Below are 15,930 nucleotides of genomic sequence, written 5' to 3' on the forward strand. Positions count from 1 at the left end.
TTCAATTTCTCGTGGAACCCGCCACTCTTGAAGCACGAAGCAACGCGGCCCGTGGACCACCGGGCCTGACGGCGGACGCCCGGTGTCAGGGGCGCGGGCGCCGTCTCACAGATCTCTAGTTGGGCCGGAGGGCAACGTGCCGGCCGGAGGGAAAGCGATGGGTAGGACACTCGCGGAGAAGGTCTGGGACGACCACGTCGTCCGGCGCGCCGAGGGCGAGCCCGACCTCCTCTTCATCGATCTGCACCTGCTGCACGAGGTGACCAGCCCCCAGGCCTTCGACGGCCTCCGCAAGAACGGCCGCCGGGTGCGCCGTCTCGACCTCACCATCGCGACCGAGGACCACAACACCCCGACCCTCGACATCGACAAGCCGATCGCGGACCCGGTCTCCCGGGTCCAGCTGGAGACGCTGCGCAAGAACTGCGCGGAGTTCGGCGTCCGGCTGCACCCGCTGGGCGACGTCGAGCAGGGCGTCGTGCACGTCGTCGGCCCGCAGCTGGGCCTGACCCAGCCCGGCATGACGGTGGTGTGCGGCGACTCCCACACCTCCACCCACGGCGCCTTCGGCGGACTGGCCTTCGGTATCGGCACCTCCCAGGTCGAGCACGTCCTGGCGACCCAGACGCTGCCGATGGCCCGCCCCAAGACCATGGCGATCACGGTCAACGGCGAGCTGCCCGAGGGCGTCACCGCCAAGGACCTGATCCTGGCGATCATCGCGAAGATCGGCACGGGCGGCGGCCAGGGCTACGTCCTGGAGTACCGCGGCGAGGCCATCGAGAAGCTCTCGATGGAGGCCCGGATGACCATCTGCAACATGTCGATCGAGGCCGGCGCCCGCGCGGGCATGATCGCCCCCGACGAGACGACCTTCGCCTACCTCGAGGGCCGTCCGCACGCCCCCAAGGGCGAGGACTGGGACGCGGCCGTCGCCTACTGGAAGACGCTGAAGTCCGACGACGACGCCGAGTTCGACGCCGAGGTCGTCATCGAGGCCTCCGAGCTGTCGCCGTTCGTCACCTGGGGCACCAACCCGGGCCAGGGCGCGCCGCTTTCCGCGTCGGTCCCCGACCCCGCCTCGTACGAGGACGCCTCGGAGCGGCTCGCCGCCGAAAAGGCCCTGGAGTACATGGGGTTGGAGGCCGGTCAGCCGCTGCGCTCCATCAAGGTGGACACCGTCTTCGTAGGTTCCTGCACCAACGGCCGCATCGAGGACCTGCGCGCCGCCGCGGACGTCATCAAGGGCCGCAAAGTCGCCGACGGCGTACGGATGCTGGTCGTCCCCGGCTCCGCGCGGGTGGGTCTGCAGGCCGTCTCCGAGGGACTGGACGTGGTCTTCAAGGAGGCCGGCGCCGAGTGGCGGCACGCGGGCTGCTCGATGTGCCTGGGCATGAACCCGGACCAGCTCGCCCCCGGTGAGCGCTCCGCCTCCACCTCCAACCGCAACTTCGAGGGCCGGCAGGGCAAGGGCGGCCGGACGCACCTGGTGTCCCCGCAGGTCGCCGCGGCCACCGCGGTCCTCGGCCACCTGGCCTCCCCGGCCGACCTCGCCGCCGCCGACGACCGCACGCCCGCTGGAGTCTGATCAGTCATGGAAGCATTCACCACCCACACCGGCCGGGCCGTCCCGCTGCGCCGCTCCAACGTCGACACCGACCAGATCATCCCTGCCCACTGGCTCAAGAAGGTCACGCGGGACGGGTTCGAGGACGGGCTGTTCGAGGCCTGGCGCAAGGACCCCGAGTTCGTGCTCAACCGGCCCGAGCGCGAGGGCGCCACGGTCCTGGTGGCCGGCCCCGACTTCGGCACCGGCTCCTCCCGTGAGCACGCCGTCTGGGCGCTGCAGAACTACGGCTTCAAGGCCGTGATCTCCTCCCGCTTCGCCGACATCTTCCGCGGCAACTCGCTGAAGAACGGCCTGCTGACGGTCGTCCTCGACCAGAAGACCGTCGACGCCCTGTGGGAGCTCACCGAGGCCGACCCCACCGCGGAGATCACCGTCGACCTCGAGGCCCGCGAGGTGCGCGCCGAGGGCGTCAACGCCCCCTTCGAGCTGGACGAGAACTCCCGCTGGCGGCTGCTGAACGGCCTCGACGACATCTCCATCACGCTGCAGAACGAGGCGGACATCGCCGCGTACGAGGCGACGCGTCCGTCGTTCAAGCCGCGGACCCTCACGGCCTGACCTTCGCGCCGCCGAAGTCCTCGGCGGAGGTCGACTTTCGGCCACCGCGTCATCGAAGCCCGTACCCCCGATCGGACCGATCGGGGGTACGGGCTTCTTCGTACCCGTTCGGCCCCGCGTGCCGTCTTGAGGGCCGCCAACTTGCCACGTTAAGAAGGTGGTTGCCGGGGTACACGTGTCACGTGGCCGTGGATCCCGGGTGTGTGCGGACGGCTGTCCGGCGCGGCAGTTGCCCCCTGGGCAGGCGACAACTCGCCCCAGATGGCACAATCTGTGCATGGAACACGACGGCCAACTCCAGCTCTATACGGCGGTCGCGGTCCGGCTCAAGCAAGCGCACTCGAGGGTGCGCGCACTGCAAGTCCCGGAGGGCGTACGGATGGCGCTGACCCGGAAGCTGTTGGTCATTACGGCCGCGGCCAAGCACGATCTCGCCGGTGCGGCAAGGCGTCTGGAGCGGTTCATGGCGGACCTCGACGAGGGACGGATCCCCGACGAGGAACGCTGAACCAGTCGAGACAACCGAGTTCGTTGCGGCACAAGGGTGATTAGCCCGTTTCGTGTTTGATTTGCGGTATATATCTGCCTAACGTGCGAAAAAGCTTGAACACATTCGTTCTGGCGATGTCTCCGAAGGGGAAGACGTGAACAAGGCGCAGCTCGTAGAAGCGATTGCCGACAAGGTGGGCGGCCGCCAGCAGGCCGCCGACGCCGTCGACCACGTACTGGACGCCATCGTCCGCGCGGTCGTCGCGGGGGAGCGGGTCTCGGTGACCGGCTTCGGTTCGTTCGAGAAGGTCGACCGTCCCGCCCGCTACGCCCGCAACCCCCAGACGGGCGAGCGGGTTCGGGTCAAGAAGACCTCCGTCCCGCGTTTCCGCGCCGGCCAGGGCTTCAAGGACCTGGTCAGCGGCTCGAAGAAGCTGCCGCGCGGCGGCGAGGTCGCCGTGAAGAAGGCTCCCAAGGGCAGCCTCACCGGCGGCGCTTCGGCGACGGTGAAGAAGGCCGCGGCGAAGAAGACCACGGCCAAGAAGGCCGCCACCGCCAAGAAGGCGGCCGCGAAGAAGACCACGGCCAAGAAGGCCACCGCCAAGACCACGGCGAGCAAGACCGCCGCGAAGAAGGCCCCCGCCAAGTCGACGGCCGCGGCCAAGAGCACCGCCGCGAAGAAGACCACGGCCAAGAAGGCCCCGGCGAAGAAGGCGACGGCCAAGAAGGCCCCCGCCAAGAAGTCGACCGCGCGCAAGACCACCGCCAAGAAGACCACCGCCCGCAAGAAGTAGCGGACGCCTCGTCCCCCCTTCGGGCAAGCGGTACTCACGTGTCGGGCCGGACTCCCCCGGGAGTCCGGCCCGCGGTGTGTCCGGGTCCGCCCGCGCGCGTCAGAACGTCTGCAGAGTCACCAGCGTGATCCGCAGGGACGCGCCCTCGCCCTCCGTCTCCAGCCGCACCCGCTGCCCGGGACGCAGCAGCCTCAGGCCGCCCGCGTCGAACGCCGCGGCGTCGAAGGGGACCGGGGTGCCGTCGTCCAGCAGCACCTGACCGCTGCGGCTGTCGGGGTCGTAGGTGTACGCGGTGGCCTGCATGTGCGGCAGCCTACTGCTGCCCCGCGGGCAGCCGCGCGGCGGCCGCGGCCGTGCGGGGACCGACACCCAGCGCCAGCGCCGCCCGCAGATCCCCGCCGGTGTCCACGTCCTGGCGTACCGAGTCGACCGCGTCGAGGTCGAGCTCCACCGCGCCGGACGCCCGGTGCCGGGCACGCGAACCGACGCCGAAACGCGGACGGAGTTCACGGCCGCGGGTCGCGGCGAGAAGCGTCGTGCCGAGTCCCGCGGAATCCGCGAGGAAGGACCGCGGGAATTCCGTCGCCGCGTCCAGCACACGGGCCAGTTCGGACGAGCGCAGCGCCGGCAGATCCGCGTTCAGCGCCGCCACCGAGGCCGCGCGGCGGGCGGCGCCCACCACCGTCGCGGCATGGGCGAGCGCGGCGTTGAGCCCGGCCCGCGGAAGGTCGGGGACGGTCCCGGCGCCCAGAGCCGCCAGCTCACGCGCGGCCAGGGCGTCGTTGGTGACGACCACCACATCCCGCACCGCCGGGCAGCCGAGCGCGGCGGCCACCGTGTCCTGCGCGAACGCCAGCGCCAGACCCGGCCGCAGACCGTCGTCCGCGGTGTCCGCCAGCCTGCTCTTGGCCTGCGGCAAGGGCTTCAGGGGTACCACCAAGGTCCACTGCACGAGTGTTGCGTCCCTCTCTTGTCACGGCCATTGTCCCCCGGGGCGGCCGACGGCCGCGGGACCGGGCGTACGGTGTTCTCGACAGACCGGCGGCCCGGGGCGACACTTGTGCGGCCCGCCCGGCCTTGAGGGGGCCGGGACCTGGGCCTGTCGTCCGTAAGAGGAAGGTGTACTCGTGCCGCGCCGCAGAATCGGCTTCTGGTACCGCTTCGCCGCGGTGATCTGCAAACCGCCGCTGGTGGTACTGCTCAAGCGGGACTGGCGCGGAATGGAGAACATTCCGGCCGAGGGTGGATTCATCACCGCGGTGAACCACAATTCGCACATCGATCCTTTGGCCTACGCGCACTTCCAGTACAACACCGGCCGTGTTCCGCGATTCCTCGCGAAGAGCGGGCTTTTCAGCAAGGGATTCGTCGGCGCCGCGATGCGCGGCACCGGGCAGATCCCCGTCTACCGCGAGAGCACGGACGCCCTGAGCGCCTTCCGCGCCGCCATCGACGCCGTGGAGCGCGGCGAGTGCGTCGCCTTCTATCCCGAGGGCACCCTCACCCGGGACCCGGACGGCTGGCCCATGACCGGCAAGACCGGCGCCGCGCGCGTCGCCCTGCAGACCAAGTGTCCGGTCGTCCCGGTCGCCCAGTGGGGCGCCAACGAACTCCTCCCGCCGTACGCGAAGAAGCCGCGGCTGTTCCCGCGCAAGACCAGCAGGGTGCTGGCCGGCCCGCCGGTCGACCTCTCGCGCTTCTACGACCGGGAGATGACGCCGGAGCTCCTCAAGGAGGCCACCGAGGTGATCATGGCCGCGGTGACCCGCCTGCTGGAGGAGATCCGCGGCGAGAAGGCCCCCGAGACGCCCTACGACCCGCGCACGGAGCGGATGGAGCAGCGCCGCCGGACGCACGCGCAGCGCAACGGCCGTAACGGGCGGCAGGACCGCACCCGGGGCGAGCGCGCCGCCGTCCGGGAAGTACGCGAAGAGGGGCTGGGCACGTGAGCAAGCCGGTCAAGGCGGCCGTCTTCGGCACCGGATCGTGGGGGACGGCCTTCGGCATGGTCCTCGCCGACGCGGGCTGCGACGTCGTCCTGTGGGGACGGCGCCCCGAACTCGCCGAGGCGATCAACTCCACCCGCACCAACCCCGACTACCTGCCCGGGGTCGAACTCCCCGACGGTCTGCGGGCCACCTCGGACGCCGCCGAGGCCGCGCGCGGCGCCGACTTCACCGTCCTCGCCGTGCCCTCGCAGACGCTGCGCGGCAACCTCGCCCAGTGGCGCGACCTGCTCGCGCCGCGCACGGTCCTGGTGTCCCTGATGAAGGGCGTCGAACTCGGCTCCGCGATGCGGATGAGCGAGGTCGTCGAGGACGTCGCCAAGGTCGGCCGGGAGCGGATCGCCGTGGTCACCGGCCCCAACCTGGCCCGCGAGATCGCGGCCCGGATGCCGGCCGCGGCCGTCGTCGCCTGCACCGACGAAGAGGTCGCCCGGCGGCTTCAGACCGCCTGCCACACCCCGTACTTCCGGCCGTACACCAACACCGACGTCATCGGCTGCGAGCTGGGCGGCGCGGTGAAGAACGTCATCGGGCTCGCCGTCGGCATCGCGGACGGCATGGGCCTCGGCGACAACACCAAGGGCTCGCTCATCACCCGCGGCCTCGCCGAGACCACCCGGCTCGGCGTCGCGCTCGGCGCCGACCCGCTGACCTTCTCCGGACTCGCGGGCCTGGGCGACCTGGTGGCCACCTGCTCCTCGCCGCTGTCCCGCAACCACACCTTCGGCACCAACCTCGGCAAGGGACTGACCCTGCAGGAGACCATCGCGGTCACCAAGCAGACCGCCGAGGGCGTCAAGTCCTGCGAGTCGGTGCTGGACCTGGCCCGCCGGCACGGTGTCGACATGCCGCTCACCGAGACGGTCGTCGGGATCGTGCACGAGGGCAAGCCCCCTCAGGTGGCGCTGAAGGAGCTGATGTCGCGCAGCGCGAAGCCGGAACGACGCTGAGCGACGGCCGGACGGCGGCCCCTCCGTTCGGCCCACGCACGGCGTTGCGGGCGCTGTATCCCCGCTCCGGCAGCGGGTACGCTCGTCGCGATATGAGCACCGAGAACCTCCCCCAGAGCCCCGACTCGCCGTCGCGCAAGCCGCGTGTGGCCGTCGTGTTCGGCGGGCGCAGCTCCGAGCACGGGATCTCCGTGGTCACCGCCGGCGCCGTCCTCAAGGCCATCGACCGGAGCAGGTACGACGTCCTGCCGATCGGCATCACCCAGGACGGCCGGTGGGCGCTCACCGCCGACGAACCGGAACGCATGGCGATCGCCGAGCGCCGCACCCCGACCGTCGACCAGCTGGCCGAGTCCACGGAGGGCGCGGTCGTGCTCCCCGTCGACCCCGCGGACCGCGAAGTCGTGTACAGCGAGCCGGGATCGGTGCCCAAGGCACTCGGTGAGGTCGACGTGGTCTTCCCGGTGCTGCACGGCCCCTACGGGGAGGACGGCACCCTCCAGGGACTGCTCGAACTCTCCGGCATCCCCTACGTGGGCTCCGGTGTGCTCTCCTCGGCCGTCGGCCAGGACAAGGAGTACATGAAGCGGGTGTTCACCTCCTTCGGGCTCAAGGTCGGCCCGTACCTGGTGATCAGGCCGCGCGAGTGGGCGCGGGACGAGGCCGCCGCCCGCAAGAAGATCGTCGACTTCGCCGGCGAGCACGGCTGGCCGCTGTTCGTGAAGCCCGCCCGGGCCGGCTCGTCCATCGGCATCACCAAGGTCGACGACCTCTCCGGGCTGGACGACGCCATCGCCGAGGCCCAGCGCCACGACCCGAAGATCCTCGTCGAGGCGGCGCTGCGCGGACGCGAGATCGAGTGCGGCGTGCTGGAGTTCGAGGACGGGCCGCGCGCCTCGCTGCCCGCCGAGATCCCCCCGCCGGACGCGCACGCCTACTACGACTTCGAGGCGAAGTACATCGACTCCACGCCCGGCGTCGTGCCGGCGCCGCTGACCGACGAGGAGACGGCCGAGGTCCGCCGGCTCGCGGTCGAGGCGTTCGACGCCGCCTCCTGCGAGGGTCTGGTCCGCGCGGACTTCTTCCTCACCGAGGACGGCGAGTTCGTGATCAACGAGATCAACACCATGCCCGGCTTCACGCCCATCTCGATGTACCCGCAGATGTGGCAGGCGACCGGCGTCGGCTACCAGGAGCTCGTCGACCTGCTGATCCAGGCGGCGCTGCGCCGGTCCACCGGACTGCGCTGAGCCGCACCCCGCGCGTGTGTCAGGAGGCGATCCCCTCGGGGATCGCCTTCTTCACGGCCGGGGCCAGGTCGATCAGCACACCCGTGCTGTCCCGCCCGTCGGCCACCTCGACCTCGACGTACGCCTCGCGGTTGGCGGTGGTGAAGCGCTGCACACCGTCCTCGTGCCGTTCCATCAGCCAGTCGACGCCGTTCACCCCACCGGGCACCGCGTCGGCGTCCTGGCCGCCCGCGACCTTGGGATCGGTCATCTTCGGCGGCCGCGTGACACCGCACCGCAGTATGATCGCCACGCCGCCCCAGCCCGCGGTCAGTTCGGACGCGGGTTCGGGGTCGTCGCGGCTCTCACCGTCCACCGTCGCCGGCAGGACCTTGTCCAGGTTCTGACACAGCTCGGTGACCTTCGCGTCCGGGCTGGGAACCGCCGCGGACACGTTGTCGTCTGCCGAGGAGCAGCCCGCGACGGTGATCAGCACCGCGAGGGCGGAGCAAACGGCGTGCCGGTGACGGAAGGAGTTCACCGGGACAGGGTAGACGGGGGCTACAGATGCACCACCGGGCAGGTCAGGGTGCGGGTGATGCCGTCCACCTGCTGCACCTTGGCGACGACCATGCGTCCCAGGTCGTCGACGGTGTCGGCCTGGGCGCGCACGATGACGTCGTAGGGACCCGTCACGTCCTCGGCCTGGACGACTCCAGGGATCTTGCCGATCAGATCGGCGACGGTCGACGCCTTGCCGACCTCCGTCTGGATCAGGATGTACGCCTGTACCACGGAACCTCCAGGGCGGCCACGAGGATCATGTGGGGAAAAGGAACGCCACGGTATCGCGTCGCCGCTCGTCGCGGGGAGACCTGCGGGAACCGGGGCTTGCGCGCCGGGGTACAGGCACGGGAGAAGTTGACGGTCAGTTCGACCGTAACGAGGACTCGGACGACCCGCGACCGGGCACGCACAGGGATAGAAGGGGCGTAAGGGAAATGAAGGGCACTGTTGGTGAGCTCGGGGAGTTCGGGCTCATCAGGGAGCTCACCTCCCGTCTCACCACCACCCCGGCGGTCCGGGTCGGCCCCGGCGACGACGCCGCCGTGGTCTCCGCGCCCGACCGGCGGGTCGTGGCCAGCACCGACGTCCTGGTGGAGGGACGCCACTTCCGCCGTGACTGGTCCACGGCCTACGACGTCGGCCGCAAGGCCGCCGCCCAGAACCTCGCCGACATCGCCGCCATGGGCGCCGTGCCGACCGCGCTGCTGCTCGGCCTGGTCGTGCCCGCCGAACTGCCGGTGACGTGGCCCAGCGAACTCATGGACGGTCTGCGCGACGAGTGCCAGGTGGCCGGCGCCGCGGTCGTCGGAGGCGACGTCGTACGCGGCGACACCATCACGGTGTCCATCACCGCGCTCGGCGACCTGCGCAACCAGGAGCCCGTCACCCGGGGCGGGGCGCAGCCCGGCGACATCGTCGCGGTGACCGGCTGGCTCGGCTGGTCCGCGGCCGGGCACGCCGTGCTCTCCCGCGGCTTTCGCTCCCCGCGCGCCTTCGTCGAGGCGCACCGGCGCCCGGAGCCGCCGTACCACGCGGGCCCGGCCGCCGCCGGTCTGGGCGCGACCGCCATGTGCGACGTCAGCGACGGACTGATCGCCGACCTCGGGCACATCGCCGAGGCCAGCAAGGTCCGCATCGACATCCGCTCCGGCGCGATCGACATCCCCTCGCAGATGAACGACATCGGTCAGGCCGTCGGCGTCGACCCCATGCAGTGGGTGCTGACCGGCGGCGAGGACCACGCCATCGTGGCCACCTTCCCGCCGGACGTGAAGCTGCCCGCCCGCTGGAAGGTCATCGGGGAGGTCCTCAACCCGTCCGCGCTGCCGCAGGTGACGGTGGACGGGGCGCCCTGGACCACCCAGGGCGGCTGGGACCACTTCGGGGACATCGAGTCATGAGCGCGCCGCCCCGGGTCCTCACGGTGGCCGGCTCCGACTCCGGCGGGGGGGCGGGCATCCAGGCCGACCTGAAGACGATGCTCGCGCTCGGCGTGCACGGCATGAGCGTGCTCACCGCGGTGACCGCGCAGAACTCCCTCGGCGTGCAGGGCGCCTGGGAACTGCCGGTGGAGGCGGTGCGCGCCCAGTACCGCAGCGTGGTCGACGACATCGGCGTGCAGGCGGTCAAGACCGGCATGCTGTCCTCGGCCGAACTCGTCGAGACGGTCGCCGACTTGCTCGCGGACACCGACGCGCCGAAGGTCGTCGACCCGGTGGGCGTCTCCAAGCACGGCGACCCGCTGCTCGCGGCGTCGGCGCTGGACTCCGTGCGCACCAAGCTGCTTCCGGTGGCGACCGTGGTCACCCCGAACCTGGACGAGGTCGCGCAACTCACCGGCGTGCGCGTGGCCTCCGAGCCGGACATGCGGCGGGCCGCCGCGGCCGTGCTGGAGTTCGGCCCGCGCTGGGTGGTGATCAAGGGCGGGCACCTCGCCGGCGGGGCGTCGGAGGAGGCCGTCGACCTCCTCACGGACGGCACCGAGGAGCGCTGGCTGCGCGCCCCCCGCCACGACAACCGCCACACCCACGGCACCGGCTGCACCCTGGCCTCCGCCATCGCCTCGCACCTCGCCCTGGGGCACACGGTCCCGGAGGCGGTGACGGCGGCGAAGACGTACGTCACCGGAGCGCTGGCGTCGGGCTTCGCCCTGGGCGGCGGTATCGGCCCGGTGGATCACGGGTGGGTGCTGCGGCGCGGAGAGCCGTGGGACGCCTGACGACCGACGGGGAGTGGGCCCACTCGGCGAGGCGGCAGAGCGAAGGTGTCCCGTCGCCTCCGCGGCCCGGGACGACCACGTCGTGCCGCGCCTGCCTGGCAGACGGGACCGAACCGCGCCGTCGGGCGGCATCCGGCCGACGCGACCGGCACACCCACGCGTCACGGCCGCCATCGACACCGCACCCGGCGCAAGGCCGTCGGGCCCGGTCTCGGTCACCAGGCCCCGCTGAGCGTCGAACGCCGCGCGCGGCGGCGCTCGCCCCCGTCGGTCACCCGGCCGTCAGGCCGACACCCCGCCGCCGGGCACAGCAAAAAGCCGGTCCACCGTGAGGTGGACCGGCCCGTTGCGGCGATACCGGCTGTGGCCGCGCGCTCAGCGATTGCGTCAGCGCGAGACCTTGCCGGCCTTGATGCACGAGGTGCAGGCGTTCACGCGCTTCGGCGTCCCGCCGACCACGGTACGCACACGCTGGATGTTCGGGTTCCAGCGACGGGGCGTACGGCGGTGCGAGTGCGAGATGTTGTTGCCGAAGCCCGGCCCCTTGCCGCAGACGTCGCAGTTGGCAGCCACGGGTCACTCCAAAGACTTCAGATGCACTTACGGTTGATCCCGGCAGGCCGGGATCCAGATCCAGGACTCGGAAGAGCCGGAGGATCTGAGTGGCGTTGCCAGGGGAGACGCCCGATCGGATCGGGCAACCGGAGCAGCATACAACGGCTGCACCCGTAGGACGAAACTAGCATGCCAGCTCACGGGGCCGCCTGCGGCCCTCTTCCGGCAGGCGGGGGCCCACCGTCTACGCTGCGTGCCACGTCCAGCAGCTCGAGGAGGCGCAGGTGCCGCAGGTGCCGCAGACGTTCGATGCTCTCGCGGTGCGTGCCTGGTGCGGTCTCGCGCTCGACGCGCTCGGACGGGCCCGCGAGGAGATCGACGCGATCAACGTCTATCCCGTGGCGGACGGCGACACCGGCACCAATCTCTATCTGACGCTGGAGTCGGCGGCCACGGCCGTGGAGGCGGTGTTCGCCGGTCATGAGGCGGGCGGCGGCGGGGATCCGGGACCCACCCTGGCCGACGCGGTGCGCGCGATGGCGCACGGCGCGCTGATCGGGGCGCGCGGGAACTCCGGGACGATCCTCGCCCAGCTGCTCCGCGGCATGGCCCAGGTGCTGGCCGGCGCCGACGCCCCCGCGTACGCCGACGGGACCGGCCTCGGCCTCGCCCTGCGGCACGCGGCCGACTCCGCACGGCAGGCGGTCGCCCACCCCGTCGAGGGCACCGTCCTCACCGTCGCCTCGGCCGCCGCCGACGCGGCCGGGGACGCCGGCGGCGACTGCGGCGCCGTGGCCCGCGCCGCCTACGAGGGCGCCCGCACGGCGCTCGCCGAGACCCCGGGCCGGCTGGACGTCCTGCGCCAGGCGGGCGTGGTCGACGCGGGCGGACGCGGCCTGGTGACCGTCCTGGCGGCGCTGGTCGAGACGCTCACCGGGGAGACGCCCCGGGGAACGGCGGCACGCGGCCCCGGGCTGCACGCGCGCGGAGGGGCGCACACGGTCGCGGCTCCCTGCGCGGACGACGACGCCGTGGCCGGGCCCGGCGGCCCCGCCTTCGAGGTGATCTACCTGCTGGAGGCCGAGGACGCGGCCGTCGCCCGGCTGCGGGAGCGGCTCGACGCCCTCGGCGACTCCCTCGTCGTGGTCGGCGGCGACGGCCTGTGGAACGTCCATGTGCACGTCGACGACGCCGGCGCCGCCGTGGAGGCGGGCGTCGAGGCGGGACGGCCGTACCGGATCCGGATCACCCACTTCGGTGACGGGGACGCGCACGCGGCGGGGGCCGAGCGGGCGCCCGCCGAGCGCGTCCAGCGGGCCGTGGTGGCCGTGGTGCCCGGCGAGGGCCTGGCCGGCCTGTACACGGAGGCCGGCGCCACCGCCGTGCTCGCCCGCCCCGGGGAGCCGCCCGCGAGCGGCGAGCTCGTCCAGGCCGTACGGCGCGCCCACGCGCGCGAGGTGGTGCTGCTGCCCAACGACGCCGAGCTGCGCCACACCGCCGCCGCGGCCGCCGAGCAGGTGCGCGCCGAGGGCGTCCGGGTGGCGCTCATCCCCACCCGGTCCGCCGTGCAGGGCATCGCGGCGCTCGCGGTGCACGAGCCGGAGCGCCGCTTCGACGAGGACGTGGTGGCGATGACCTCCGCCGCCGGCGCGACCCGGTACGCCGAGGTCACCGTCGCCGAACGGCAGTCCTGGACCATGGCCGGCATCTGCCAGGCCGGCGACGTCCTCGGCCTGGTCGACGGCGACGTGGCGGTCATCGGCCAGGACCTCACCGAGACCGCCCTGGCCGTCCTGGACCGCATGCTCGCGGCCGGCGGCGAGCTGGTCACCCTGGTCGTCGGCGACGGCGCCCCGGAGTCCGTCGCCGAACGCCTGGAGGCCCGGGTCCGCGAGGGCTACCTGGCCGTCGACACCGTCGTCTACCACGGCGGCCGGCAGGGCTCCGTCCTCCTCATCGGCGTCGAGTGACCCGTCCGCCGCCGCCCGGCGCGGACCGGGCGGGCGGCCCGCCGTCCCCGCTCTGTCAGTGGAGTGGTGTCCAATGGATCCGTGCCCGCACTGGACGAACCACTGAAGAAAGTGCTCGGCCCCGCCACCGCGAAGGTGATGGCCGAGCACCTCGGCCTGCACACCGTCGGCGACCTGCTGCACCACTACCCCCGCCGGTACGAGGAGCGCGGCCAGCTCACCCACCTCGCCGACCTGCCGATGGACGAGCACGTCACCGTGGTCGCGCAGGTCGCCGACGCCCGGCTGCACACCTTCGCCTCCAGCCGCGCCCCGCGCGGCAAGGGCCAGCGCTTGGAAGTGACGATCACCGACGGCAGCGGCAGGCTCCAGCTGGTCTTCTTCGGCGCCGGCGTCCACAAGCCGCACAAGGAACTCCTCCCGGGCACCCGCGCGATGTTCGCCGGCAAGGTCTCCGTCTTCAACCGCCGCCTCCAACTCGCCCACCCCGCCTACGAGTTGCTGCGCGGGGACGCCGAGGAGACCGTCGAGACCTGGGCGGGCGCGCTCATCCCGATCTACCCGGCCACCGCCAAGCTGGAGTCCTGGAAGATCGGCAAGGCGCTGCAGACCGTGCTGCCCAGCGCCCAGGAGGCCGCCGACCCGCTGCCGGAGTCGCTGCGTGAGGGCCGCGGCCTGGTCACCCTGCCCGAGGCGCTGCTGAAGATCCACCGCCCGCACACCAAGGCGGACATCGAGGAGGCCCGCGCCCGCCTCAAGTGGGACGAGGCGTTCGTCCTCCAGGTCGCCCTCGCCCGCCGCCGGCACACGGACGCCCAGCTCCCGGCCGTGCCCCGCCGCCCGAGGCCCGACGGCATCCTCGCCGGCTTCGACGACCGCCTCCCCTTCACGCTCACCGAGGGCCAGCGCAAGGTCTCCGAGGAGATCTTCGCCGACCTCGCCACCGACCACCCCATGCACCGCCTGCTCCAGGGCGAGGTGGGTTCCGGCAAGACCATGGTCGCCCTGCGCGCCATGCTCGCCGTCGTCGACGCGGGCGGTCAGGCGGCCATGCTCGCGCCCACCGAGGTCCTCGCCCAGCAGCACCACCGCTCGGTCACGGAGATGATGGGCGAACTGTCCCAGGGAGGCATGCTCGGCGGCGCGGAGAACGCCACCAAGGTCGTGCTGCTCACCGGCTCCATGGGCGCCGCCGCCCGCCGCCAGGCCCTGCTCGACCTGGCCACCGGCGAGGCCGGCATCGTCATCGGCACGCACGCGCTGATCGAGGACAAGGTGCAGTTCCACGACCTCGGCCTGGTCGTCGTGGACGAGCAGCACCGCTTCGGCGTCGAGCAGCGCGATGCCCTGCGCGGCAAGGGCAAGCAGCCGCCGCACCTCCTCGTCATGACGGCCACGCCCATCCCGCGCACGGTCGCCATGACCGTCTTCGGCGACCTGGAGACCTCCGTCCTGGACCAGCTCCCGGCCGGCCGCTCGCCCATCGCCAGCCATGTCGTCCCGGCCGCCGACAAGCCGCACTTCCTCGCCCGCGCCTGGGAGCGCGTGCGCGAGGAGGTGGAGAAGGGCCACCAGGCGTACGTGGTCTGCCCGCGCATCGGCGACGAGGAGGACGGGGCCAAGGCGAAGAGGAAGTCCCCCGAGGACGAGGCGGAGAAGCGGCCCCCGCTCGCCGTCCTGGACACCGCCGAGCAGCTCGCGCGGGGCCCGCTGGCCGGACTGCGCGTGGAGGTCCTGCACGGCAGGATGCAGCCCGACGACAAGGACGCCGTGATGCGCCGGTTCGCCGCCGGCGAGGTGGACGTCCTGGTGGCCACCACCGTCATCGAGGTCGGCGTCAACGTCCCGAACGCCACCGTGATGGTGATCATGGACGCCGACCGCTTCGGCGTCTCCCAGCTGCACCAGCTGCGCGGACGCGTCGGCCGCGGCTCGGCCCCCGGACTGTGTCTGCTGGTCACCGAGATGCCCGAGGCGAGCCCCGCCCGTCAGCGGCTCAACGCCGTCGCGTCCACCCTCGACGGCTTCGAGCTCTCCCGCATCGACCTCGAACAGCGCCGCGAGGGCGACGTGCTGGGCCAGGCCCAGTCCGGGACCCGGTCCAGCCTGCGCATGCTCGCCGTCATCGACGACGAGGAGGTCATCGCCGAGGCCCGCGAGGAGGCCACCCGGATCGTCGCCGCCGACCCGGACCTGGAGCGCCTGCCCGCCCTGCGCACCGCGCTGGACGCGCTGCTGGACGAGGAGCGTGAGCAGTACCTGGAGAAGGGCTGACAGACTGGGGACCGGCCCCCGGCCCGCCCGGACCGGCCCGGACCCGCACGAACCGACCCGCACCCACGACAAGGACCGAGGACATGACCCGCGTGATCGCCGGCGCCGCCGGCGGACGCCGCCTGGCCGTCCCGCCGGGGCAGGGCACCCGCCCCACCTCCGACCGGGCGCGCGAAGGACTCTTCTCCACCTGGCAGTCGCTGCTCGGCGGCCCCCTCGACGGCGAACGCGTCCTCGACCTGTACGCCGGCTCAGGCGCCGTCGGCCTGGAGGCCCTGTCCCGCGGCGCCGGGCACGTCCTGCTCGTCGAGGCCGACGCCCGCGCGGTGCGCACCGTCCGGGAGAACGTGAAGGCGCTCGGCCTCCCCGGCGCCGAGGTGAGGTCCGGCAAAGCGGAACAGATCGTCCGCACCGCGCCGCCGGAGCGGCCGTACGACATCGTCTTCCTCGACCCGCCCTACGCCGTCTCCGACGCCGATCTTCGGGAGATCCTGCTCACACTCCGCTCCGAGGGGTGGCTCGCGGAGGACGCCCTCGTCACCGTGGAGCGCAGCACCAGAGGCGGAGAATTCGCCTTCCCGCCGGGTTTCGAGGCCATCCGGGCCCGTCGTTACGGCGAGGGAACGTTTTGGTACGGTCGCGCCGCCTCTACGTGCGAAGACGCACGATGACCGGACCGGAGAGCGAGGA

At 72.4% G+C, this 15,930-nt stretch carries 17 protein-coding genes; 12 read left to right on the forward strand and 5 right to left on the reverse strand.

What is annotated here, in order from left to right; translation table 11 throughout:
- The first annotated feature begins 157 nt into the window (after positions 1-157).
- The 4 genes from leuC (at position 158) to ACQY0Z_RS22100 (ending at position 3,471) form a co-directional block, all read left to right on the forward strand.
- Positions 158-1,588 carry a 3-isopropylmalate dehydratase large subunit gene (leuC, locus tag ACQY0Z_RS22085; RefSeq protein ID WP_189903369.1) on the forward strand — a complete coding sequence of 477 codons (1,431 nt, stop codon included), beginning with the start codon at positions 158-160 and terminating at the stop codon, positions 1,586-1,588.
- 6 nt (positions 1,589-1,594) lie between these two features.
- On the forward strand, positions 1,595-2,188 hold the full coding sequence (gene leuD / locus ACQY0Z_RS22090; RefSeq protein WP_189903371.1) for a 3-isopropylmalate dehydratase small subunit: 594 nt from the start codon (positions 1,595-1,597) through the stop codon (positions 2,186-2,188).
- A 277-nt stretch (positions 2,189-2,465) separates the two neighbouring features.
- Positions 2,466-2,696, forward strand: coding sequence for a hypothetical protein (locus tag ACQY0Z_RS22095; protein WP_189903373.1), 231 nt, complete (start codon positions 2,466-2,468; stop codon positions 2,694-2,696).
- A 136-nt stretch (positions 2,697-2,832) separates the two neighbouring features.
- Complete coding sequence (locus tag ACQY0Z_RS22100; RefSeq protein WP_189903375.1) at positions 2,833-3,471, forward strand: HU family DNA-binding protein; 639 nt, start codon at positions 2,833-2,835, stop codon at positions 3,469-3,471.
- Positions 3,472-3,570: 99 nt separating this feature from the next.
- Here ACQY0Z_RS22100 and ACQY0Z_RS22105 read toward each other — a convergent pair whose 3' ends face one another.
- Both ACQY0Z_RS22105 and cofC read right to left on the reverse strand, forming a co-directional pair.
- Positions 3,571-3,774, reverse strand: coding sequence for a hypothetical protein (locus tag ACQY0Z_RS22105; protein ID WP_031024169.1), 204 nt, complete (start codon positions 3,772-3,774; stop codon positions 3,571-3,573).
- A 10-nt stretch (positions 3,775-3,784) separates the two neighbouring features.
- A complete protein-coding gene (gene cofC / locus ACQY0Z_RS22110) occupies positions 3,785-4,423 on the reverse strand; it encodes a 2-phospho-L-lactate guanylyltransferase (protein ID WP_189903377.1) in 639 nt (212 codons plus the stop codon).
- 175 nt (positions 4,424-4,598) lie between these two features.
- Between cofC and ACQY0Z_RS22115 the strand changes: the two genes are divergently transcribed.
- From ACQY0Z_RS22115 to ACQY0Z_RS22125, 3 genes are all read left to right on the forward strand, one after another.
- A complete protein-coding gene (locus ACQY0Z_RS22115; RefSeq protein ID WP_189903379.1) occupies positions 4,599-5,420 on the forward strand; it encodes a lysophospholipid acyltransferase family protein in 822 nt (273 codons plus the stop codon).
- Positions 5,417-6,427 (forward strand): NAD(P)H-dependent glycerol-3-phosphate dehydrogenase, encoded by a 1,011-nt coding sequence (locus ACQY0Z_RS22120; protein ID WP_189903380.1) that lies wholly within the window; start codon positions 5,417-5,419, stop codon positions 6,425-6,427. The genes ACQY0Z_RS22115 and ACQY0Z_RS22120 overlap by 4 nt, the downstream gene beginning before the upstream one ends.
- Positions 6,428-6,519: 92 nt before the next feature.
- The gene (locus ACQY0Z_RS22125; protein WP_189903382.1) at positions 6,520-7,677 is read left to right on the forward strand and encodes a D-alanine--D-alanine ligase family protein; all 1,158 of its coding nucleotides are present in this window, start codon (positions 6,520-6,522) and stop codon (positions 7,675-7,677) included.
- Between the two features lie 19 nt (positions 7,678-7,696).
- Here ACQY0Z_RS22125 and ACQY0Z_RS22130 read toward each other — a convergent pair whose 3' ends face one another.
- Positions 7,697-8,197: a DUF3515 family protein gene (locus ACQY0Z_RS22130; RefSeq protein WP_189903384.1), complete on the reverse strand. Its 501-nt coding sequence runs from the start codon at positions 8,195-8,197 to the stop codon at positions 7,697-7,699.
- Positions 8,198-8,217: 20 nt separating this feature from the next.
- Positions 8,218-8,451 carry an Lrp/AsnC family transcriptional regulator gene (locus ACQY0Z_RS22135; protein ID WP_004983019.1) on the reverse strand — a complete coding sequence of 78 codons (234 nt, stop codon included), beginning with the start codon at positions 8,449-8,451 and terminating at the stop codon, positions 8,218-8,220.
- Between the two features lie 206 nt (positions 8,452-8,657).
- Here ACQY0Z_RS22135 and ACQY0Z_RS22140 point away from each other — a divergent pair, with 206 nt between their 5' ends.
- Both ACQY0Z_RS22140 and thiD read left to right on the forward strand, forming a co-directional pair.
- Positions 8,658-9,623 (forward strand): thiamine-phosphate kinase, encoded by a 966-nt coding sequence (locus ACQY0Z_RS22140; protein ID WP_019523238.1) that lies wholly within the window; start codon positions 8,658-8,660, stop codon positions 9,621-9,623.
- A complete protein-coding gene (gene thiD / locus ACQY0Z_RS22145; protein ID WP_347226422.1) occupies positions 9,620-10,441 on the forward strand; it encodes a bifunctional hydroxymethylpyrimidine kinase/phosphomethylpyrimidine kinase in 822 nt (273 codons plus the stop codon). The genes ACQY0Z_RS22140 and thiD overlap by 4 nt, the downstream gene beginning before the upstream one ends.
- A gap of 387 nt (positions 10,442-10,828) precedes the next feature.
- Here the strand turns inward: thiD and rpmB are convergent, their stop codons facing one another.
- Entirely contained in the window at positions 10,829-11,014 is a 186-nt protein-coding gene (gene rpmB / locus ACQY0Z_RS22150; protein ID WP_004924906.1) for a 50S ribosomal protein L28, read from the reverse strand.
- Between the two features lie 266 nt (positions 11,015-11,280).
- On the opposite strand from rpmB, the gene ACQY0Z_RS22155 reads away from it, so the two are divergent.
- From ACQY0Z_RS22155 to rsmD, 3 genes are all read left to right on the forward strand, one after another.
- Positions 11,281-12,966, forward strand: coding sequence for a DAK2 domain-containing protein (locus tag ACQY0Z_RS22155; protein ID WP_347226423.1), 1,686 nt, complete (start codon positions 11,281-11,283; stop codon positions 12,964-12,966).
- Between the two features lie 138 nt (positions 12,967-13,104).
- Positions 13,105-15,240, forward strand: a complete 2,136-nt coding sequence (gene recG, locus ACQY0Z_RS22160; protein WP_347226434.1) for an ATP-dependent DNA helicase RecG — start codon at positions 13,105-13,107, stop codon at positions 15,238-15,240.
- An 83-nt stretch (positions 15,241-15,323) separates the two neighbouring features.
- A complete protein-coding gene (rsmD, locus tag ACQY0Z_RS22165; RefSeq protein ID WP_189903392.1) occupies positions 15,324-15,911 on the forward strand; it encodes a 16S rRNA (guanine(966)-N(2))-methyltransferase RsmD in 588 nt (195 codons plus the stop codon).
- Positions 15,912-15,930 lie beyond the last annotated feature (19 nt).

Source organism: Streptomyces sp. P9-2 (genome assembly GCF_051903975.1).
Taxonomy (GTDB): Bacteria; Actinomycetota; Actinomycetes; order Streptomycetales; family Streptomycetaceae; genus Streptomyces; species Streptomyces cellulosae.